The 20,947-nt window shown below is 65.5% G+C and carries 23 protein-coding genes; all 23 read right to left on the bottom strand.

Annotated elements, in window-relative coordinates:
• Positions 1 to 6: 6 nt before the first annotated feature.
• The 23 genes from FIV09_RS04945 to FIV09_RS04835 all read right to left on the bottom strand — a co-directional run bounded on the left by FIV09_RS04945 (position 7) and on the right by FIV09_RS04835 (position 20,860).
• Entirely contained in the window at positions 7 to 402 is a 396-nt protein-coding gene (locus tag FIV09_RS04945) for a hypothetical protein (protein ID WP_152448954.1), read from the bottom strand.
• Positions 403 to 407: 5 nt separating this feature from the next.
• Complete coding sequence (nuoG, locus tag FIV09_RS04940) at positions 408 to 2,432, bottom strand: NADH-quinone oxidoreductase subunit NuoG (RefSeq protein ID WP_152448953.1); 2,025 nt, start codon at positions 2,430 to 2,432, stop codon at positions 408 to 410.
• A gap of 8 nt (positions 2,433 to 2,440) precedes the next feature.
• Positions 2,441 to 2,869: a DUF5333 domain-containing protein gene (locus tag FIV09_RS04935; protein WP_172975626.1), complete on the bottom strand. Its 429-nt coding sequence runs from the start codon at positions 2,867 to 2,869 to the stop codon at positions 2,441 to 2,443.
• Positions 2,870 to 3,016: 147 nt separating this feature from the next.
• Positions 3,017 to 3,349, bottom strand: a complete 333-nt coding sequence (locus FIV09_RS04930; RefSeq protein WP_152448952.1) for a hypothetical protein — start codon at positions 3,347 to 3,349, stop codon at positions 3,017 to 3,019.
• A 107-nt stretch (positions 3,350 to 3,456) separates the two neighbouring features.
• Positions 3,457 to 3,882 carry an MAPEG family protein gene (locus FIV09_RS04925; RefSeq protein ID WP_152448951.1) on the bottom strand — a complete coding sequence of 142 codons (426 nt, stop codon included), beginning with the start codon at positions 3,880 to 3,882 and terminating at the stop codon, positions 3,457 to 3,459.
• Positions 3,883 to 3,948: 66 nt separating this feature from the next.
• Entirely contained in the window at positions 3,949 to 5,238 is a 1,290-nt protein-coding gene (nuoF, locus tag FIV09_RS04920; protein WP_152448950.1) for an NADH-quinone oxidoreductase subunit NuoF, read from the bottom strand.
• A 3-nt stretch (positions 5,239 to 5,241) separates the two neighbouring features.
• Positions 5,242 to 5,457: a DUF5337 domain-containing protein gene (locus tag FIV09_RS04915; protein ID WP_152448949.1), complete on the bottom strand. Its 216-nt coding sequence runs from the start codon at positions 5,455 to 5,457 to the stop codon at positions 5,242 to 5,244.
• Between the two features lie 26 nt (positions 5,458 to 5,483).
• Entirely contained in the window at positions 5,484 to 6,404 is a 921-nt protein-coding gene (locus FIV09_RS04910) for an endonuclease (protein ID WP_152448948.1), read from the bottom strand.
• A gap of 79 nt (positions 6,405 to 6,483) precedes the next feature.
• The gene (locus FIV09_RS04905) at positions 6,484 to 7,596 is read right to left on the bottom strand and encodes an NADH-quinone oxidoreductase subunit E (RefSeq protein ID WP_172975625.1); all 1,113 of its coding nucleotides are present in this window, start codon (positions 7,594 to 7,596) and stop codon (positions 6,484 to 6,486) included.
• 166 nt (positions 7,597 to 7,762) lie between these two features.
• Positions 7,763 to 8,083: a hypothetical protein gene (locus FIV09_RS04900; protein ID WP_152448947.1), complete on the bottom strand. Its 321-nt coding sequence runs from the start codon at positions 8,081 to 8,083 to the stop codon at positions 7,763 to 7,765.
• A 52-nt stretch (positions 8,084 to 8,135) separates the two neighbouring features.
• Positions 8,136 to 9,353, bottom strand: coding sequence for an NADH-quinone oxidoreductase subunit D (locus tag FIV09_RS04895; RefSeq protein ID WP_152448946.1), 1,218 nt, complete (start codon positions 9,351 to 9,353; stop codon positions 8,136 to 8,138).
• Positions 9,353 to 9,541: a hypothetical protein gene (locus tag FIV09_RS04890; RefSeq protein ID WP_152448945.1), complete on the bottom strand. Its 189-nt coding sequence runs from the start codon at positions 9,539 to 9,541 to the stop codon at positions 9,353 to 9,355. The genes FIV09_RS04895 and FIV09_RS04890 overlap by 1 nt, the downstream gene beginning before the upstream one ends.
• Positions 9,541 to 10,161, bottom strand: coding sequence for an NADH-quinone oxidoreductase subunit C (locus FIV09_RS04885; RefSeq protein WP_152448944.1), 621 nt, complete (start codon positions 10,159 to 10,161; stop codon positions 9,541 to 9,543). The genes FIV09_RS04890 and FIV09_RS04885 overlap by 1 nt, the downstream gene beginning before the upstream one ends.
• A gap of 9 nt (positions 10,162 to 10,170) precedes the next feature.
• Positions 10,171 to 10,695, bottom strand: a complete 525-nt coding sequence (locus tag FIV09_RS04880) for an NADH-quinone oxidoreductase subunit B family protein (RefSeq protein WP_076445969.1) — start codon at positions 10,693 to 10,695, stop codon at positions 10,171 to 10,173.
• Positions 10,695 to 11,060, bottom strand: coding sequence for an NADH-quinone oxidoreductase subunit A (locus tag FIV09_RS04875; protein WP_152448943.1), 366 nt, complete (start codon positions 11,058 to 11,060; stop codon positions 10,695 to 10,697). Before FIV09_RS04875 ends, FIV09_RS04880 begins: the two co-directional genes overlap by 1 nt.
• 628 nt (positions 11,061 to 11,688) lie before the next feature.
• Positions 11,689 to 12,471: a crotonase/enoyl-CoA hydratase family protein gene (locus tag FIV09_RS04870; protein ID WP_152448942.1), complete on the bottom strand. Its 783-nt coding sequence runs from the start codon at positions 12,469 to 12,471 to the stop codon at positions 11,689 to 11,691.
• Positions 12,464 to 13,333: a hydroxymethylglutaryl-CoA lyase gene (locus tag FIV09_RS04865; protein ID WP_152448941.1), complete on the bottom strand. Its 870-nt coding sequence runs from the start codon at positions 13,331 to 13,333 to the stop codon at positions 12,464 to 12,466. The genes FIV09_RS04870 and FIV09_RS04865 overlap by 8 nt, the downstream gene beginning before the upstream one ends.
• The gene (locus FIV09_RS04860; RefSeq protein WP_152448940.1) at positions 13,330 to 13,992 is read right to left on the bottom strand and encodes a glutathione S-transferase family protein; all 663 of its coding nucleotides are present in this window, start codon (positions 13,990 to 13,992) and stop codon (positions 13,330 to 13,332) included. Before FIV09_RS04860 ends, FIV09_RS04865 begins: the two co-directional genes overlap by 4 nt.
• Positions 13,989 to 15,938 carry a biotin carboxylase N-terminal domain-containing protein gene (locus FIV09_RS04855; RefSeq protein ID WP_152448939.1) on the bottom strand — a complete coding sequence of 650 codons (1,950 nt, stop codon included), beginning with the start codon at positions 15,936 to 15,938 and terminating at the stop codon, positions 13,989 to 13,991. Before FIV09_RS04855 ends, FIV09_RS04860 begins: the two co-directional genes overlap by 4 nt.
• Positions 15,939 to 16,175: 237 nt before the next feature.
• Positions 16,176 to 17,780, bottom strand: coding sequence for a carboxyl transferase domain-containing protein (locus FIV09_RS04850; protein WP_152448938.1), 1,605 nt, complete (start codon positions 17,778 to 17,780; stop codon positions 16,176 to 16,178).
• Positions 17,777 to 19,342 carry an AMP-binding protein gene (locus tag FIV09_RS04845; RefSeq protein WP_152452363.1) on the bottom strand — a complete coding sequence of 522 codons (1,566 nt, stop codon included), beginning with the start codon at positions 19,340 to 19,342 and terminating at the stop codon, positions 17,777 to 17,779. Before FIV09_RS04845 ends, FIV09_RS04850 begins: the two co-directional genes overlap by 4 nt.
• 4 nt (positions 19,343 to 19,346) lie before the next feature.
• Entirely contained in the window at positions 19,347 to 19,697 is a 351-nt protein-coding gene (locus tag FIV09_RS04840) for a hypothetical protein (protein WP_152448937.1), read from the bottom strand.
• Positions 19,697 to 20,860 carry an isovaleryl-CoA dehydrogenase gene (locus tag FIV09_RS04835; protein ID WP_152448936.1) on the bottom strand — a complete coding sequence of 388 codons (1,164 nt, stop codon included), beginning with the start codon at positions 20,858 to 20,860 and terminating at the stop codon, positions 19,697 to 19,699. The genes FIV09_RS04840 and FIV09_RS04835 overlap by 1 nt, the downstream gene beginning before the upstream one ends.
• Positions 20,861 to 20,947 lie beyond the last annotated feature (87 nt).

The raw sequence follows: 20,947 nt of genomic DNA, 5'->3' as shown, positions 1-20,947 counted from the left end.
AGGTCCTCACACCATCGGTATTCCGTTTTCCGCGCAGGCCTGGGCGATGACTTCAGCGTCAATCGTCTTGAGCCCGCGGGGCAGCGCTGGCGAGATGGTGTAAATCGCATCTGCGCGCCAGAGGCCACCCTCTTCGTCGACATTTGTGCGCAAATGCCGCGCGAATCCGTATCCGCGGATCAAAGCATACTGCGCCGCAGCGCATTCTGCATAATTTTCGACATCAATCGCATCGCGTGCACCGCGCATCTCGACGAGGAACTGCACCAGATCCCCATCGAGAAGCCGCGTTTCAATGCCGAGATAACGCGGCTCGAAGGGCGCATCGCCCCCCTGCCCCGACGGGCCGCAGGCCAACAGGCCCGAAAACACCGCCAAAGGCAGGAGCCGCGCCGCGCGCATCGGCCTCACTCCGCCGCGATCTTGGTCTCTTTGCGCGCTTTTGCATTGGCGCTGAGCTCCGCCATCAGCTGGCTGGCCCGCGCAATCGGGTTGGTCAGATAGAAATCCCGGATCGCCTGCCCGAAAGCCGCATCCGACATCTCGCCCTGCGCCTCGACAGGCTGCCAGTCATTGTCGGGCACCATGTCGAGATCGGCCAGATGCGGCGCGCCCTTGACCATGTCGGAGCGCAATTCCGCAAGGCTGTCGAACGGCAGTTGCTGTCCCGCCTCGGCGGAAAGCGCCCGCAGGATCGCCCAGTTTTCCTTGGCCTCGCCCGGCGCGAAGCTCGCGCGGAGCGCCAGTTGCGGGCGGCCTTCTGTGTTCACGAAGAGGCCCTGCTCCTCCGTGTAGGCCGCGGCAGGCAGGATCACGTCGGCGCGATGCGCCCCGCGATCGCCGTGGCTGCCCTGGTAGATGACCGTGGCGCCTTGCGGGATCTCGATCTCGTCCGCGCCGAGGTTGTAGATCACATCCGCGCCGTCCATCGCGGCATCCATGCCGCCCTTGGTCACGGCCCCCACATCCATCGCACCCACGCGGCCAGCCGCGCTGTGCAGGACCATGAAGGTCGATCCGGTCGCGTCAGCCAGCGCCATCGCATTGGCAAGAACCGCCGCGCCGTCTTCACGGGTCAGGGCTGCCTGGCCCACGATCACGACCGACGGCTTCTCGGCCACGTCCGAATGATCGCGGCCCAGAAGATCGGTGATCGCTGCGGGCGTCGTGCCCAGATGATCGTATTCATAGGTCAGATCGACCGCTTCGCCGATCAGGCCCACGGAGGCACCTGCGGCCCAGGCCTTGCGGATGCGCGCGTTCAGGACCGGCATCTCGATGGCCGGATTGGTGCCGATGAGCATTACGGCCTCGGCGGTGTCGAGTTCTTCAACCGTGGCGGTGCCCACATAGCCGGAGCGGTTGCCCGCAGGCAGTGCCGCACCATCGGTGCGGCATTCGGTGGTGCCGCCGAAGCTTTCGATCAGCTGTTTCAGCGCATAAGCGGCCTCGGTCGGAGCGAGATCGCCGACGAGCCCCGCAGGCTTTTTCGCGCCTTTCAGAGCCTCGGCCGCTTTCTCGAGCGCTTCGGGCCAGGTCGCGGCGCGCAATTTGCCGTTCTCGCGAATATAAGGCTTGTCGAGGCGCTGACGGCGCAGGCCATCCCAGACAAAGCGCGTCTTGTCGGAAATCCATTCCTCGTTCACGCCGTCATGGTTGCGCGGCAGGAAGCGCATGACTTCCCGGCCCTTCGTGTCGACGCGAATCGAGGAGCCGAGCGCATCCATCACGTCGATCGATTCGGTCTTGGTCAGCTCCCAGGGGCGCGCATTGAATGCGTAGGGCTTGGAGACGAGCGCACCCACGGGGCACAGGTCGATGATGTTGCCCTGCAGGTTCGAATCGAGCGTTTCACCCAGATACGAGGTGATCTCCGCGTCTTCGCCCCGGCCGGTTTGGCCCATCTGGGAGATGCCCGCGACCTCGGTGGTGAAACGCACGCAGCGGGTGCAGGAGATGCAGCGGGTCATATGCGTCTCGACCAGCGGGCCGAGATCGAGATCCTCGACCGCGCGCTTGGGTTCGCGGTAGCGCGAGAAATCGACGCCATAGGCCATGGCCTGGTCCTGCAGGTCGCATTCCCCGCCCTGGTCGCAGATCGGGCAATCCAGCGGGTGATTGATGAGCAGGAACTCCATCACCCCCTCGCGGGCCTTCTTGACCATGGGAGAGTTGGTTCTCACCACGGGCGGCTCGCCATCCTTGCCGGGACGCAGGTCACGGACCTGCATGGCGCAGGAGGCGGCGGGCTTCGGCGGGCCGCCCACGACTTCCACGAGACACATCCGGCAATTGCCGGCGATCGACAGCCGCTCATGGTAGCAGAAGCGGGGAATTTCGCGGCCCGCTTCCTCGCAGGCCTGGAGCAGCGTCATCGCGCCGTCCACTTCGATGTCTTTTCCGTCGATATTGATCTTGCGGAGGTCTGACATGGGGTGTCTCACCTTTCCTTAAGAAGGACGCCGATCTGGCTGCCCCTCGCTATTTCCTCTCGGCCAAAGGTGCAATAGTCGGCATCATTATCCAATGCGACACCGCGCGCCTTCAGAACGGCCTCACCGCGCCTGCGCATGCGCTTCTTCTCGTCTTTCGAGGTGACGTAATCCTCGATCTCCTCGTCGGTATAGCCCATCCGCTTTGCCTTGGATTCAAGCGCATTGATCGTTGTCCAGGCGGTGAACATACGCGCCTCGATCCGGTCGCACTTGTTGCGCACCTCGTCGGCGATGGCGATCATCAGGAGCGCGTTGTCGATCTCGGAGACGTCGCGGAGCGGCGGCTTGCTTTGGGCGACCGCACTTTGCGCGCCAAGGGCGAGTGCCGCCGACAGCGTGGCGCCAGCAATGATCGAGACGGGTTTGCGGAGCATGGAACGTTCCTTTTTGCCTGCAATGCCGGATCCGGTCCGACAATCCTGCGCCTTACATGGGGGCGCGAGGGGCGGCTATCCAATAGCATGGGCGAGAACCTGCACGACATCAGGAGTTTGCGAGGCCGCCTTCATGCGCTTGGCCGCTCAGCCTTCTTCGATGCAGGTGCCGCGCAGAACCACGCGGTCGCCGTCGCGGGGCAGAGACGTCGCGGGCGTGCCCGCGGGGACGGCGTAATCGATGACGGATGTGCCGAGATAGCGGATGCAATGGCGCGTGGCCTCGTGGCGAGCCGCGGCGGCCGCACCCTCGATCCCTTTCGCGACCGGCCCGGCCGTCGCCGTAAAATTGGCGCGGTCTTTCGCAGGCGCGCTGGCATTGGCGCGGTAGAACTCGCCCCCGAAGGCGATCCGTTCACTCCCGACGCCGCAGCCTGCAAGGATAAGCAGCATAGGCAGGAGCATCAGGTTGGATCGCATGTCGTCACTCCGTGAGCCGTGATCTGGCCGTCTTGGACCATGCCGCTTTGTCGCGGCAAATGATCGTGGAATCAAGAGCCTGCAACCGGGCGTTCCGCCTGCGGGGCTCAGGCCGCGGCAAAAACCTCGATGACGGCCATCACCGACATGACGAGGCAGCAAAGCCAGCCCACCACGAAGATGAAGGTGCGCGGGCCGAAATTCATCGGACCGATCCCCGCCGCGTGCACGGCAAAGACCGCAAGCCGGCTGATGAAGAACACCGAGGCGAGAAGATTGACCCAGTAGGGGGAGACGCCTGCGAGGATTGCAGCCAACACCGACGCCACGAAGAAGCCCATCGTCTCGACAAGGTTCAGGTAGGCCCGATTGAACCGGTACAGGCGGTCATCGTAGCTTTGATCCGGCGTGGCGCCTGCCTGCATGCCGCTTGTCATCTTGGCGACGGCGGTCAGCGGGCCGACCAGCAGACCGAACAGCGTAGTCAGGGCGAGGGCCACGATCGCATGGCCATAGGCTGCGAATTGCTCCATCGTGAACGTCCCCCAAATGTTGCCGGGGCGCGGGACGGGAAGACCGCCGCCGCGCCGGTCTTGCGCTTACTCCGCCGCGATGGGCGATGTGCGCTTGTGGCGGATGCGATCCTCGATCTCGTCGCGGAAGTTGCGGATGAGACCCTGGATCGGCCAAGCTGCCGCATCGCCGAGCGCGCAGATCGTGTGACCCTCGACCTGCTTGGTGACGTCGAGCAGCATGTCGATCTCCTCGACCTCCGCGTCGCCTTTCACCAGCCGGTCCATCACGCGCATCATCCAGCCGGTGCCTTCCCGGCAGGGCGTGCACTGGCCGCAGCTTTCGTGCTTGTAAAACTTCGACAGGCGCCAGATCGCCTTGATGATGTCAGTGTCCTTGTCCATCACGATGACGGCTGCGGTGCCGAGGCCCGATTGCAGGTCCGAGCGCAGGTAGTCGAAATCCATGATCGCGTCGCGCATGTTCTCACCGCGTACGCATGGCACCGAAGAGCCGCCCGGGATGACCGCCTTGAGGTTGTCCCAGCCGCCGCGGATGCCGCCGCAATGCTTGTCGATCAGCTCCTCGAAGGAGATCGACATCGCCTCTTCGACGACACACGGGTTGTTGACGTGGCCCGAGATGGCAAAGAGCTTGGTGCCCGCATTGTTCGGACGCCCGAAGCCCGCGAACCAGTCCGCACCACGGCGCAGGATGGTCGGCACGACGGCAATCGATTCCACGTTGTTCACCGTGGTCGGGCAGCCATAGAGGCCCGCACCCGCCGGGAAGGGCGGCTTCATGCGCGGCATGCCCTTCTTGCCCTCGAGGCTTTCGATCAGCGCGGTTTCCTCGCCGCAGATATAGGCCCCTGCCCCGTGCGTGAGGTAGATGTCGAAATCCCAGCCCGAACCGGCGGCGTTCTTGCCGACGAGGCCCGCGTCATAGGCTTCGTTGATGGCGCGCTGCAGCGCTTCTTTCTCGCGGATATATTCGCCGCGGATGTAAATGTAGCAGGCATGGGCCTGCATGGCGAAGGAGGCGATCAGGCAGCCTTCGACCAGCGTGTGCGGGTCGTGGCGCATGATTTCGCGGTCCTTGCAGGTGCCGGGCTCCGACTCGTCGGCATTGACGACAAGGTAAGCCGGGCGCCCGTCCGATTCCTTGGGCATGAAGGACCATTTGAGGCCCGTCGGGAAGCCCGCGCCGCCGCGACCGCGCAGGCCGGACTTCTTCATCTCGTCGATGATCCAGTCGCGACCCTTCTTGATCAGATCGCCCGTGCCGTCCCAGTGGCCGCGCGCCTGCGCGCCCTGGAGCGTGCGGTCTCCCATCCCGTAGATATTGGTGAAGATCCGGTCCTGATCCTGCAGCATCGTTCAGTCCTTGTCCTTCTGGCGGTCCCGCCAGAGCTCATAAATCATCCAAAGGGCCCATCCGAACCCGGCCAGCGCGGCCAGATCGAAAAGAGACTGGGTCCGTACACTCCAGCCCTGAGACACCCCGATTGCGGTCGACGCAATCCATAACACGCCTGTCCCGGCGATGATGAGGGCAATTCGACGCCCCCTCCGTGCCAGATCGTCGCTCTTCATAATCCGCCGACCGCCTCCTTAGCGGCTCAATACACGCCGCCCTTGTCGACGCGCTTGGAGAATTCGGTGTCGCCGCCAGATGCCAGAATTTTAGCCTGCGACACCCATTCGTCACGGGTCACGCGGCCCTTGAAGCCCGTGAGGTTCTGGTTGACCCAGTTGACCTCGGCTGCAGTCCAATTTGCGATCTGGTCGAAATGATAAAAGCCCATTTCGTTCAGCATGATCTCGAGCTTCGGCCCGACACCCTTGATTTCCTTGAGGTTATCCGCCCCGCCATCGCGCGGGCCGTCCAGCGTCGCGGGTTTTTCCTGCGGTGCGTCGGGATCGAGGCTCGCCGCCGTTGCGGCATCCTTGTCGGCACCGTTGGACGACCCTGCGGCCATGACAGGCTCGGGAGCGGAGGCGGCGGCGGCTTTTTTGTCGCCTTCGTACTTCCACTCGCCCTTCTTGCCCGCCAGTTCTTCCTGACCCTTGAGCTGGGTCGTGGGCTTCACCTTGGCACCTGCTTCGGCATCCGCCGTGGCCGGAGCCGATCCGGGCAGCGCGGCACCGGTCGTCGCAGGCGATCCCGCGGTCGAGGCCGACCCGCCCGAAGTCTCGGCGGCGGCGGCGGAGGGGGCGGCTTCGGCTTCGCCGGAGGACCCAGCGCCAGTCGCGCCCGTTCCGGCCGAGCCCGGTTTGACACCGGCCGATCCGGGCGTCACGCCCGCGGAGCCTGGCGTCTTCAGCGCCGCTGCGGCATCGGCAGGCCGAGTCAGCGGCTTGCAGAAGATCCAGCTGAACGCGAAGCCCAGCACGACGAAGGCGACACCGCCGAGGAAGATTGACGCGAGCCAGCCGCTTTCGCCCATGACCAGCAGCAGCAGGAAAATGATCAATGCCACGCCTGCCGCCAGGGCCCAGCAGCCTGTCTGGCAGCTCATGCCGCCTCTCGATGTACTCATTTCGTCACTCCCTCTCCGTGTTTTTGCGCATGATTTTGGTACACGATGCCCAATTTTGCACGGGAAGCAAACTCTGACTTCAGGACTGGGTCAGCTCTTTGGCCTGCTGAACCCAGTTGTCGCGGCTCACACGGCCCTTGAAACCTTCGAGGTGATGATCGACCCAGGCCACTTCCTTGTCGGTCCAGTTCGCGATCTGGTCGAAGTGGAAAAAGCCCAAGCCATGGAGCAGCTTTTCAAGCTTCGGGCCGACGCCCTTGATCCGCTTGAGGTCGTCCGGCGCGTCACCGCGCGGCGCATCGAGCGTCTGGGGCTTCTCGCCGAGATCCTCTTCCGCGTCCTCGGCAGCCTCGGCAGGGGCGAACGTCTCGGGATGCGCGTTGCCCGAGACGGGCGCCTCGCGCTTGTCGATGCCGGTCTCGTCGATGGGCTGCTCGGGCGCTTTCACGGTGCCGCGACCCGGTTCCGCATCACCCTTTTCCTGGCTGAAATCGTGCCACGGCGCTTCAAGCGACACTTCGGTGCCGTCGATCCGCTTGACCGTGTCGCCGATGGTCACGGCCAGATCGACAGAGGCGTTATGCGCATTGCCGCCCTCAAGATCCTTGAGCGATGTCAGGCCCATGGCGGGCTCGGACGCGAAACGACCCTGCTGCGGGCCGGGCGTCGGCACCTTGCCTGCGGCCAGCTCGTCGAGGATTTCGGCGAAGCGTTCGGTCGTCAGGTCTTCGTAATAATCCTTGCCGATCTGGGCCATGGGCGCGTTGGCGCAGGCGCCGAGGCACTCGACCTCTTCCCAGCTGAGCTTGCCATCGGCGGAGGGCTCAAATGGTTTCTTGGCGATCTTCTCCTTGCAGACCGCGATCAGGTCTTCCGCACCGCAGATCATGCAGGATGTCGTGCCGCAGACCTGGATATGCGCGACCGAGCCCACCGGCTGCAGCTGGAACATGAAGTAGAAGGTCGCCACTTCCATCGCGCGCATATAGGCCATGTCGAGCATCGCCGCGATATGCTCGATCGCGGGGCGGGTCAGCCAGCCTTCCTGTTCCTGCGCCCGCCACAGAAGCGGGATGATCGCCGAGGCCTGGCGCCCCTTGGGGAACTTCGTGATCTGCGTCTCGGCCCAGGCCTGGTTCTCAGGCGTGAAGGCGAAGCTGTCCGGTTGGTCGGGGTGCAGTCGTCTCAGCATCGTACATCCTATTGCGTCGCTGCGCGTGTCGGGACGGGCACAAGCGCGCGCCCTGCCCCGGCTTTGTCTGGTCGGGCGGCAGGCCCGCGTGAAACGAGCCCTGACCCATCATCGGTTGCGGCCATCGCACCGGAGCCCGAAAGGCGCCCGGCATGGCCTGTTCAAATCAGCCCGCTTCGGCCGCGGGCGCCTCTGCGGTCTCGACCGGAGCGCAAGGCCCGCTGACGAGCCGCATGCCGCCGTTCGACAGTCGGGCCGCAGCACCGGTTTCGACCCGGAAGCTGGCCATCTCCTGGAGCTGCGTCCGGGTCAGCCCGGTCTGCAGCTCGATCGCCTGGTAATCCCCCTCGTCGAGCAGGTCACACCCGATCGAGGCGACGGCGGTGTCGAAATTCGCAACATCCGTCTCGTCGGTGCCCTCGGGGGGCATTTCACAAGCGGCGAGTACGGCCAATGCGGCCAGCGGCGTCCAGCGTGTCAGGTTCATGGCGCGGGTCCCTCGTTTTATTCGTTATCCGCGTTTGGTACCCCGCGTGGCCCTATCGGTCCACCTCTCCGAAAACGATATCCATCGAGCCGAGGATCGCCGCCACATCCGCTAGCTGGTGCCCCTTGGCCATATAATCCATCGCCTGCAGGTGGGCATAGCCCGGCGCGCGGATCTTGGCGCGGTACGGTCTGTTGGTGCCATCCGCCACGAGATAGACGCCGAACTCACCTTTGGGCGCCTCGACACAGGCGTAAACCTCGCCCTCGGGGACGTGGAAACCCTCGGTATAGAGTTTGAAGTGGTGGATGAGCGCCTCCATCGAGGTCTTCATCTCGCTCCGCTTCGGCGGGGTGATCTTGCCGCGGGCCTGGATGTCGCCCTGGTTCTCGGGCATCCGCAGCTTGTCGATGGCCTGACGCATGATGTGGATCGACTGACGCATCTCTTCCATGCGGACGAGGTAGCGGTCGTAGCAATCACCGTTCTTGCCCACGGGAATCTGGAACTCGAACTCGTCGTAGCATTCATAGGGCTGCGCGCGGCGCAGGTCCCATGCCATGCCGGAACCGCGCACCATAACGCCCGAGAAGGCCCAATCCTGCGCCTCTTCCTCGCTGATCACGCCGATATCGACGTTGCGCTGCTTGAAGATGCGGTTTTCCGTCAGAAGCCCGTCGATATCGTCGAGCACGGACAGGAACGGGTCGCACCATGCCTCCATATCATCGAGCAATTCGGGCGGCAGGTCCTGGTGCACACCGCCGGGGCGGAAATAGGCCGCGTGCAGACGCGCGCCCGACGCGCGTTCGTAGAACTGCATCAGCTTCTCGCGCTCCTCGAACCCCCAGAGCGGCGGCGTCAGCGCGCCCACGTCCATCGCCTGCGTGGTCACGTTCAGAAGGTGGTTCAGGATGCGGCCCACTTCGCAGAACAGCACGCGAATGAGCTGCGCGCGGCGCGGCACCTCGACACCGGTCAGCTTCTCGATGGCGAGACACCAGCCGTGTTCCTGGTTCATCGTGCCGACATAGTCGAGCCGGTCGAAATAGGGCAGATTCTGCAGGTAGGTGCGGCTTTCCATCAATTTCTCGGTGCCGCGATGCAGCAGGCCGATATGGGGATCGCAGCGCTCCACGATCTCGCCGTCCAGCTCCAGCACGAGGCGCAAAACGCCGTGCGCCGCCGGATGCTGCGGGCCGAAATTGATGTTGAAGTTGCGAATCCGCTGTTCCTGCGTCTGCGCGTCGTCAAACTTGGAGCCGTCCATCAGGAATGCCCTCCATTACTGCCGTCTTTGAACGCCATGATCCAAAGCAGGATCAGCGCCACCACCGGGAAGATCGCGAAAATTGACACCCAGTTCGGGATGCCGAAGCGGGGCAACAGCTTCCAGAACGGGACCACGACCAGCGCGCCCACGATCAGAAGCCAAAGGATGCCACCGCCGCCGCCCATCAGGCCTTGTCTCCGGCCGGAACGTCCGATTTCTCGTCACCGGGAAGCACGTAATCCGCACCTTCCCAGGGGCTCATGAAGTCGAACTGGCGGTATTCCTGCACGAGGCTCACGGGCTCATAGACGACGCGCTTCTGCACTTCGTCGTAGCGCACTTCGACATAGCCCGTCGTCGGGAAGTCCTTGCGCAGCGGATGCCCGCGGAAGCCGTAATCCGTCAGCAGGCGCCGCAGGTCCGGATGGCCCGAGAACAGGATGCCGAACATGTCGAAAATCTCGCGCTCGAACCAATCGGCCGAGGGATGCACGGAGGTGATCGACTGCACGATATCCTCTTCGCGCACCGCGACCTTCAGGCGAATCCGGTGGTTCTGATGCATCGACAGGAAGTGGTAGACCACGTCGAAACGCTTGGCACGCTCGGGGTAATCCACCGCCGTGATGTCGATCAGCGTGGAGAACCGGCAGGTCGGCTCCGTCTTGAGCCACTCCACGAGGCCGCGAATATTCGCAGGCGCCACGTGGACCACGAGCTCGCCGCGGGTGACCTCCCAGGAGACGACGCAATCGGGGCGCTTGGCCTCGATATAGCCGCCGAGTTCTTGCATTGCGGTGCTCATGGCCCCTCCTTAGCGGGTCAGCGTGCCAGTGCGGCGGATCTTCCGCTGCAGCGCGAGGATGCCGTAAAGCAGCGCCTCCGCCGTGGGCGGGCAGCCCGGCACGTAGACATCGACGGGCACGATCCGGTCGCAGCCGCGCACGACGCTGTAGCTGTAGTGATAATAGCCGCCGCCATTGGCGCAGGAGCCCATCGAGATCACGTAACGCGGCTCGGGCATCTGGTCGTAGACCTTGCGGAGCGCGGGCGCCATCTTGTTCGTGAGCGTGCCCGCGACGATCATCAGGTCGGACTGGCGCGGGGAGGCGCGCGGCGCCACACCGAAGCGTTCGGCGTCATAGCGCGGCATCGAGGTCTGCATCATCTCGACCGCGCAGCACGCCAGACCGAAGGTCATCCAGTGCAGCGAGCCGGTGCGCGCCCAGTTGATGATGTCCTCCGTGGAGGTCAGCAGGAAGCCCTTGTCGGTCAGTTCCCGGTTGAGGTTCTGAACGGCGACTTCGCGGTCAGCACCCGCCGTGTTCGCACCTGTCATCACTCCCATTCGAGGGCCCCTTTCTTCCATTCATAGGCAAAGCCGATCGTGAGCACTCCGAGGAAGACCATCATCGACCAGAACGCGGTCATCGAGATATCCGAGAAGGCCACCGCCCAGGGAAACAGGAACGCGATCTCCAGATCGAAGATGATGAACAGGATCGACACGAGGTAGAATCGCACATCGAACTTCATCCGCGCATCGTCGAAGGCGTTGAAGCCGCATTCATAAGCCGACACCTTCTCGGGATCGGGGTTGCGTACCGCGATCACCACGGCGGCCAGGATCAGCACGAGGCCGAGGCCGATGGCGATGGCCAGGAACACGAGGATCGGGAGATATTCTCTCAGCAACTCATCCACGGGGATCAAACCTTTCCCTTGGCATGCCCACCTGGCTGCGGCGGGCGACTTGCGGACTCACGCCCTTGGGCTGTCCGATTGACCTTCATCTATCCCTGCACCCGATTAGGGTCAACGGGCGTGGCCCCGTTCAAGGCCCGAACCTGGCGTGTTTCAGGGCTTCTGCGAAAGAAGGCCGCAGGCTTGCGCGGTCCTCCCCCGGGAAATGGCGCCGGAGGGGTCTGGGGCCGGTGCGGCCCGAAGATCCGTTTTGGCAGGTCATTGGGCCCGCCGAGGCGCGGCGGAGAACGGCGTCGCGGCGCACAGAGGGAAGGAGTGCGAAGGAAAAAGGCGTCCGCCGAAGCGAACGCCTTTCACTCACCGCACACCGCAGACCCCGGACGTATGTCATGTCGCACCCGGTTGGATCTTGCGTTCGGTTGCCCGTCGCACACGGGCCGGTCACTGCGTCGCCGGGCTCGATCCCCATCCTTTCCGGCGTCGCGGCGACGGTGCGGCAGTTCGACTGCTCTTCAACCGTCGCGCAGGACTACCCGCACCATATTGCGTTTTCGGAATGTATGTTGAACGCGGAAGGATTGCGCGCATACCCGAAAGGATAGGTCGACGTTGCGGTAAGGGCTGCGCGTCAACTGCGCCAGCGGGGTTTGCGCTTCTCGAAGAACGCATCCAGCCCTTCCTGCGCCTCGTCGGTTTCCCAGCGGAGCGCCAGCGCATCAATGGCGGCATCGACCTCCGCCGAACCGACCCGGCCCGCAAGATCGCCAAGCAAGGCCTTGGCCGCCGCGACCGCCCCCGGCGCGCAGTCAAGATAGGGCGCCACCTCCGCTTCCACCGCGTCATCGAGCGCCTCGGGCGGCACCGCGCGGGTCAGAAGGTTGAGGCGCACCGCCTCCTCCGCGTCGAAGATGCGCGCATTCATGAAGACCTCGCGCGCCCGCGCCGCCCCCATCCGCGCCACGACATAAGGCCCGATATTGGCAGGCAGCAGGCCAAGCCGCGTCTCGGTCAGTCCCATCTTCGCGCCGCTCACGCCGATCGCCACATCGCAAACCGATGCCAGCCCCACACCGCCCCCGAAGGCATTGGCGTGAATGCGGCCGATCAGCGGCTGCGGCAGGTTTGCCAACGCTCCGAGTGCCGTGGCGATGCGGCGGCTTTCGCGCTTGCGGGTCTCGGCATCCATGCCGCGTTGCGCCCGCATCCAGGCGAGATCGCCGCCTGCGCAAAACGTTGGCCCTTCGCCCGCGAGGATCACGACGCGGCATTCCGGATCGGCGGCAAGCGCCTGCGCTTCGGCCTCAAGCTCCGTCATCATCTGGGCGGACAGCGCGTTATGCTTCTCGGGCCGCGCGAGCCATAGCGTTGCCACGCCCCGGTCGTCCCGATCGGTTCGGATGAATTCAGCCATGTCCATTCCCCCCCGCGCGCAGGTCGCGCGCGATATTCGCCGCCTCGTTGAGCACATCCCGGTCGAGCCCGGTCTCGTAACCGAGGGCCGTCAGCCGGTCATGCACCGCTTCGGTTGCGACATTGCCCGCAGCCCCCGGCGCATAGGGGCAGCCGCCAAGCCCGCCCACGGCGGCATCGAACACGCGCAGGCCATGGCTGAGCGCCACCTCGATATTCTCGAGCGCGCGGCCAGACGTGTCGTGAAAATGCCCGGCCAGTTGCGCAGCCGGGATCTCGTCCAACACGGCCGTCAGCATTGCATCGACCGCCTCCGGCCGCCCCTGCCCTATCGTGTCGCCAAGGCTGACCTCGTAGACGCCCATGTCGCGCAGGGCCGCGACGACCCGGGCCGTGGCTTCAGGCGCGACCGGCCCGTCATAAGGGCACTCGACGACGCACGACACGTAGCCGCGCACCGGAATGCCTGCATTCCGCGCGGCCTCCGCCACGGGCGCGAACCGCTCCAGACTTTCGGCGATGCTGGCGTTGATATTGGCCTTCGAAAAGCCCTCTGAGGCCGAGCCGAAGATCGCCACCTCGTCGGCGCGCGCGGCAATTGCCGCGTCCAGCCCGCGCATGTTGGGCGTCAAGGCCGCGTAGGACACGCCCGGCTTGCGCGTGATCGCTGCCAGAACCTCTCCCGATGCGGCCATCTGCGGCACCCATTTGGGACTGACGAAAGAGGCTACTTCGATCCGCCGAAAGCCCGCATCGCTCAGCGTATCGATCAGGCGCACCTTGTCGGCCACCGAGATGGCGGCCTTCTCGTTCTGCAGCCCGTCGCGCGGCCCGACCTCGAAGATTTCGACGAAGCCGGTCACTTGACTGCCTCGGGCAGCGGATAAAACTCGCGGTCGTAGAGATCCTGCGCGCCGTCTCGCGCCTTGGCCGCGCTGTAGCCGGGCCGCGCGCGCAGCCGGTCCCAATAGGCCATCAATGTCGGGAAGTCCTCCATATGGACATAGTACCGCGCCAGCTCAAACCCGTAGGCGAACATGATGTCGGCGGCGGAAAACCCCGATGGCAGAAGGTGATCGTGCTCCATCCGCCGGTCGATCGCAGCAAGTGCGGCGCGCAGCCGTGCGGTCAGGAGCTTGATGACCACGGGCGAGGCATCGGCGGGATCGCGCAGGAAGACGCGGTTTAGGTTCAGGTTCTCGACAAGCGATCCGACGGTTTCGGAATAATGCAGCATTTCCAGATACTGGGCCCGTTCCGGCGTGCCGGGCTCCGGGGCAAGGCCCTTATCCGGGTGGCGTTCGCACAAAACCTGCAGGATCGCGCCGCTTTCGACCAGGACCGCACCATCAAGCTCCAGCGCGGGCACGCGACCCGCAGGCGACAGCGCCAGGAACTCGGGCGTGCGCAGGGAGCCGTCGCGGATCGAGTAATAGACGACCTCGTATTCGAGGCCCAACTCCTCCAGAAGCCACATCACCCGGAAAGACCGCCCAAGTGGTACGTGATGCAGCCGGATCATGCGGCCGCCTCGTCATCCGAGGCCAGCCGCAGGAGCGCCGCCCCCGCCTCGACCTGATCGCCTTCGGCCACAAGCACCTCCGCGATGGTGCCGTCACGGCCCGCCTTCAGCGCATGTTCCATCTTCATCGCCTCAAGCACCGCGAGCCGGTCGCCTGCAGCGACCGTATCGCCCGCGCCCACGAGCACGCGCGCGACCCGGCCCGGCATCGGTGCCTCGATCACATCCGCCGATTGCGCGGCGGCAGCGCGGTCCAGCGGATCGATGACCGCGAACCCCTGGCCGTAATCGGCAAACACCGTCACACGGCCGCCATGGCGAACGGCCCCGCGGGCAGGCGCGTCCCCGAAATGCCAGCGCCCCGCACGCCGTTCAGCGAGGACGGTCCCCTCGGGCATGGCCACCCGCACGCGATCGGGCCCGTCGGGCGACAGGCGGAGTGTGACCGGATCGGCCCCTTCCCGCGCCAGCATGACCGTCTGGGTCAGCGGCTGCCACAGCGTGAAGCCCTGATCCGAAGCGGCCTCTCCATCAAGGCCTGCGGCACACAGCGCGGCCTCGGCCCAAATCTCCGGACCGGGCGACGCCACAGCGGTCAGCGCCTCCAGATCGCGCCCGATGAGGCCGGTATCGACCTCGCCAGCCGCGAACCCCTCATGCCGTGCAAGCGCTCCAAGGAAGGCGAGGTTGGTCACGGTGCCCGCCACCTGCGTCTCGTCCAGCGCACGCGCCAGCTGGGCCAGGGCCACGGCGCGGGTCGGCCCATAGGTGATCAGCTTTGCGATCATCGGGTCGTAATGCGGGCTGATCGTGTCTCCCGCGCGCACGCCGGTATCCGCCCGCGCGCCCGGCGCGAAGACCAGATGATCGAGCCGCCCTGTCGCGGGCAGGAACCCCTTTGGCACGTCCTCGGCATAAAGCCGCGCCTCGAAGGCATGGCCACGGAGCGGGATGTCCGCCTGTGCCAGCGGCAAGCCCTCTCCGGCCGCGACCCGCAGCTGCCATTCCACGAGGTCCACGCCGGTCACGGCCTCGGTCACGGGATGCTCGACCTGCAACCGCGTGTTCATCTCCATGAAGAAGAAGCCGTCGGGACTGAGCCCGCCTCCCCCATCGACGATGAATTCGACCGTGCCCGCGCCCTTGTACCCGATCGCTTCGGCCGCACGCACCGCAGCCGCACCCATCGCCGCGCGCATCTCCGGCGTCATGCCGGGGGCCGGAGCCTCCTCTATAACTTTCTGATGGCGCCGTTGTAGCGAACAATCTCTTTCGTAAAGGTGAACGGCAGACGCCCCGTCGCCGAAAACCTGCACCTCGATATGGCGCGGCTGCGTGACGAATTTCTCGATCAACACCGCGTCATTGCTGAATGCGCCCCTGGCCTCTGCCCGGGCCGAGGCCAGCGCCTCGTCGAAGCCGCTTTCCTCCTCGACGGCGCGCATGCCCTTGCCGCCGCCCCCCGCCACGGCCTTGATCAGGACCGGGTAGCCGATCTTCGCCGCCTCCTGTTTCAGAAGGCCCGCCTCCTGTTCGGCACCGTGATAGCCCGGCACGACGGGCACGCCCGCCTCCTCCATCAAGGCCTTGGCGGCATCCTTGAGACCCATCTTGCGGATTGCCGCCGCGGACGGCCCGATGAAGACGAGCCCTGCCGCCTCCACCGCATCCACGAAATCGGGGTTCTCCGACAGAAACCCGTAGCCCGGATGGATGGCCTCGACGCCGGTTGCACGCGCCGCCGCGATGATGGCGTCGCCCCGCAGGTAACTCTCGGAGGGCGCCGCGCCCCCGATATGCACCGCCGCATCCGCGAGGCTCACATGCCGCGCGTCGCGGTCAGCATCCGAGAACACCGCCACGGTCGCCACGCCCATGCGCCGGGCGGTCTCGATGATCCGGCAGGCGATTTCGCCGCGATTGGCGATCAGGATCTTACGGAACATGAATGCCCTCCCAGGCCGATACGCGCGGCCCCGCCCGCTCTCCGCCCCTGCGTCCCACGTCTCGGACAAGGGTGCGCGCCCCTGTCACGACCGGACCATAAATACCTCCGGGGAGCGCGAGGGGCTGGCCCCTCGCTTTCTTGAGTGCGCCATTGGTCCAAGGACAATAACGGCGGGCTGGCCCCTCGCGCCCGCCCCCGCCACAGGCGAACCGCCCGAGATCTCTCACAGCCCCCATCACATCCGGAACACGCCGAAGCGCGTCTCCTCGATGGGTGCGCAGAGCGCCGCCGACAGCGACAACGCCAACACATCGCGCGATTTGCGTGGGTCGATCACCCCGTCATCCCAAAGCCGCGCGGAGGCATAAAGCGGATGGCTCTGCTGCTCGAACATCTCGACCGTGGGGCGCTTGAACGCGGCCTCGTCCTCTTCGGACCAGACCTCGCCCGCCTTCTCCATCGCCGCACGTTTGACGGTAGCCAGGACGCCCGCGGCCTGCGCACCGCCCATCACGGAGATGCGCGAATTTGGCCAGGTCCAGAGGAACCGAGGCGAATAGGCCCGCCCGGCCATGCCGTAATTGCCCGCGCCGAAGGATCCGCCCACGAGCATGGTGATCTTCGGCACCGAGGTCGTCGCCACCGCCGTCACCATCTTGGCGCCGTGCCGGGCGATGCCTTCGTTCTCGTATTTCCGGCCCACCATGAAGCCGGTGATATTCTGCAGGAAGACCAGCGGGATACGGCGCTGCGAGCAAAGCTCGACGAAATGCGCGCCCTTCTGCGCGGCTTCCGAGAACAGCACGCCGTTATTCGCGACGATGCCCACGGGGCAGCCCTTCACATGGGCAAAGCCCGTGACGAGCGTGTCGCCGAAGCGCGGCTTGAACTCGTCAAAGCGCGAGCCGTCCACCAGCCGCGCGATCACCTCGCGGATGTCGTAGGGTGTGCGCAGATCGGCTGGCACCACGCCCAGGATCTCTTCGGGGTCATAGGCGGGCTCTTCCGAGCTTTGCCACTGGACGGTCGCGGGCTTGGCGCGGTTGAAGCTTTCCACCGCGCGGCGTGCGAGCGCCAGCGCATGGGCGTCGTCCTCGGCCAGATAATCCGCCACGCCCGACAGACGCGTATGCACGTCGCCCCCGCCCAGATCCTCCGCCGTGACCACTTCGCCCGTGGCGGCCTTCACCAAGGGCGGGCCGGCAAGGAAGATCGTGCCCTGATCCTTCACGATGATCGTCACGTCCGACATGGCGGGAACATAGGCCCCACCCGCGGTGCAGGAGCCCATGACAACAGCCACTTGCGGGATGTTCTTCGCACTCATCCGCGCCTGGTTATAGAAGATCCGCCCGAAATGGTCGCGGTCCGGGAAGACCTCGTCCTGGTTGGGCAGGTTCGCGCCCCCCGAATCCACGAGGTAGATGCAGGGCAGATGATTTTCCTCGGCGATCTCCTGCGCGCGAAGGTGCTTCTTCACCGTCATCGGATAATAGGTGCCGCCCTTCACCGTGGCGTCGTTGGCCAGCACCATGACCTCCTGCCCGGCCACGCGTCCGATCCCGGCAATGGCACCCGCACACGGAGCCGCACCGTCATAAAGCCCGTGCGCCGCGGTCGCGCCCACCTCGAGAAAGGGCGAGCCGGGATCGAGCAGCCCGGCCACACGCTCCCGCGGCAGCATCTTGCCGCGGTCCAGATGCCGTTTGCGGGCGCGCTCTCCGCCCCCCGCCGCGGCCCAGGACGCGGCCTCTTCGATTTCAGCCAAGGCCTCCAGATGCGCGGCGCGATTGGCGCGGAATTCCTCCGATCCGGTCAGGATGTGCGAGGTGAGTTTCATGGGCTGTGTCCTTCCGCCTCATCGCGGGCAATCGCCTTCAGGTCGCGCCGGATCACCTTGCCGGTGACCGTCATCGGCAGGGCCTCCAGAAAGGCGATCTCCCGCGGATAAAGATGGCCCGCGAGCCGCTCTTTCACCCAGGCCTGCAATTCCGGGCCCAGCGTTTCTGGATCGGCGCCCGGTTTGGCGACTACGTAGGCCTTCACGATCTCGCCGCGCACGGGGTCGGGCTTGCCCACGACACCGACGGTTGCGACCGCATCATGCGCCATCAGGCAATCCTCAATCTCCGATGGCCCGATCCGGTAACCGGCAGAATTGATCACGTCGTCCTCGCGGCCGACGAACCGCAGGAAGCCATCCTCCCATTGTCCGCGATCGCCGGTGAGCATCCAGCGGCCCTTGAACTTCGCGGCCGTGGCGCGGGGATTGCGCCAGTATTCCAGCATCATGGAGGCCGAGCCGCGCTTGACCGCGATATCGCCCTCGCCATCGGTCGGCTCCCCGTCTTCGTCCAGCACGGCCAGACGATGACCGGGCACCGGGCAGCCGATGCGCCCCGGTCGAGGGGCAAAGAGGCTGCCCGCCGAAGACACGATCATGTTGCACTCGGTCTGGCCGTAAAATTCGTTGATGGTGACACCCAGCGCCTCCTGCCCCCAGGCCAGCATCTCCGCCCCGAGAGGCTCACCGCCCGACGCCACGCTGCGCAGACCATCGATCCGTGTCTCCGCAGCTTTCAGCATGCGTAACACCGTCGGCGGAAAGAAGACGTTGCGCACATGCCCCTCGCTGCAGATGCGCTGGCATTCCTCGGGCGTGAACTTGTCCGCGCGGCTCGCCACCACCGGCACGCCCAGCGCAAGGCCCGGCATCAGCACGTCGAAGAGCCCGCCGATCCAGGCCCAATCCGCGGGCGTCCAGAGGACATCGCCGCGCTCGCCCAGAAAATCATGGCTCATCTCCACGCCCGGCAGATGCCCTGTCAGGATCCGGTGGCCATGCAGCGCCCCCTTGGGCGCGCCCGTCGTCCCGCTCGTATAGATCAGCACGGCGGCATCGTCCGGTCCCGTCTCGACACCCGCATGGCTGCCCATGGAGGCCGGCGGCAGCTTGTCGCGGGTGATCAGCCCCAGACCGAAGCCGCGCAGCGCCGCGCGGCCGGCATCATCGGTGATCACGACGCCCAACCCCGAATCGTCGATCCGCGTCTCCAGCGCGTCGCGTTTGAACAGCGTGAAAAGCGGCACCGAGATCGCCCCCAACCGCCAGGTCGCGATATGGGCGGCAGCGCAGAGCGGCGATTGCGACAAAAGCACGCCCACGCGGTCGCCGCGCATCACGCCCTTCTCGATCAGCGCCGCCTCGACACGGCGGGACAATTCCCAAAGCTGGCCATAGGTGACATCGCGCCGCTGGGCCCCACGCAGATCGATGAGCGCGATGCGGTCGGGCTCGGTCGCCGCCCAGCCGTCGCAGACCTGGTGCGCGAGGTTCAGCTCGTCCGGCAGATCCCAGCGGAACCGCGCATAAAGCTCTGCGTAAGGGCGGCGGCGGAGCATCATGTCAGCGCGCCTCCGGCCCATCCAAGTCGCGCGCCTGCGGCCCGACCACGCGATCCACACCGCCGAACCGGCTGACATAAAACGTATAATGCAACGCAGGATCGTAAGGATCCGGCCCGCAGATCACCACGAGCCACGATGTCCCCGTCGGATCTGGCCGCGCGCGGCAATCCGACCATTGGGCGCCCTCCCCGGTCCCGGCCGCGCGGCGCAATTCCACGTAACGCGCGGCGGTCGCCTCGATCACCTCGGTCTCGGTCACGTTCGCCACGAGCCAGCCCTGCCGCCAGCCGATAAGGGCCGTCAGCGCGACGATCAGCGCGAAGGGCAGGAACATCGCCCATCGCGGCATCAGCCCATCGCTGCCATGAGCTCGCGACCCACCAACATGCGCCGGATCTCGGACGTGCCCGCCCCGATCTCCATCAGTTTCGCGTCACGGAAGATCCGGCTCACGGGCGTTTCGTTCATGAAGCCCGCGCCCCCCATGGCCTGCACCGCTTGATGCGCCTGCACCATCGCCTGCTCGGAGGCATAGAGACAGCAGGCTGCCGCATCCTGACGCGTGACCTCGCCCCGGTCGCAGGCCTTGGCGACCTCGTAGACATAGGCGCGCGCCGAGTTCATCGCGGTGTACATGTCGGCGATCTTGCCCTGCATCAGCTGGAAGGAGCCGATCGGCTTGCCGAACTGCTTGCGCTCGGCGAGATAGGGCATGATCTCATCAAGGCAGGCGGCCATGATGCCCAGCCCGATCCCCGCCAGCACGACGCGTTCGTAATCAAGCCCAGACATCAGCACCTTAACGCCGCCGCCCTCTTCGCCCAGCACGTTCTCGAAGGGCACTTCCACATCCTCGAAGACCAGCTCCGCCGTGTTCGAGCCCCGCATGCCCAGCTTGTCGAAATGCGCCGAGGTGGAGAACCCCTTCATGTCCTTCTCGATCAGGTAGGCGGTGATGCCCTTCGATCCCGCCTCCGGGTCCGACTTGGCATAGACGACGAGGGTCTGCGCGTCCGGACCGTTGGTGATCCAGTACTTGTTGCCGTTCAGACGGTAATGGTCGTTGCGCTTCTCGGCGCGCAGGCTCATCGACACCACGTCCGATCCTGCGCCCGCCTCCGACATCGCCAGCGCACCCACATGTTCACCCGAGACGAGCTTCGGCAGATATTGCGCGCGCTGTTCGGGCGTACCGTTCAGCCGGATCTGGTTCACGCAGAGATTCGAATGCGCGCCATAAGACAGCGACACCGACGCCGACGCGCGGGCCACCTCCTCGATCGCGACGGTATGGGCGAGGTATCCCATCCCCGCGCCGCCATATTCCTCCTCGACGGTGACGCCCAGAAGCCCCAGATCGCCCATTTCGCGCCAAAGCTCTGATGGGAAATCGTTCTTCTTGTCGATTTCGGCCGCCATGGGGCGGACCCGGTCCTGCGCCCAGGCATGCACGGTCTCGCGCAGGGCGCCGACATCCTCACCCAGGTCGAAATTCATCACGGCGTTGAACATCGCCCCGGCCCTCCCAAACCGTTATTGAACACTCGTTCATATTTATACGGGCGCGGGCAGGCCTGCGTCAATGGATTCGACACGCCG

It is taken from the genome of Roseivivax sp. THAF197b, from assembly GCF_009363255.1.
In the GTDB taxonomy this organism is placed as follows: Bacteria; Pseudomonadota; Alphaproteobacteria; order Rhodobacterales; family Rhodobacteraceae; genus Roseivivax.
The sequence above is the reverse complement of the archived record's forward strand: the minus strand, read 5'-3'. Positions and strand labels throughout refer to the sequence as shown.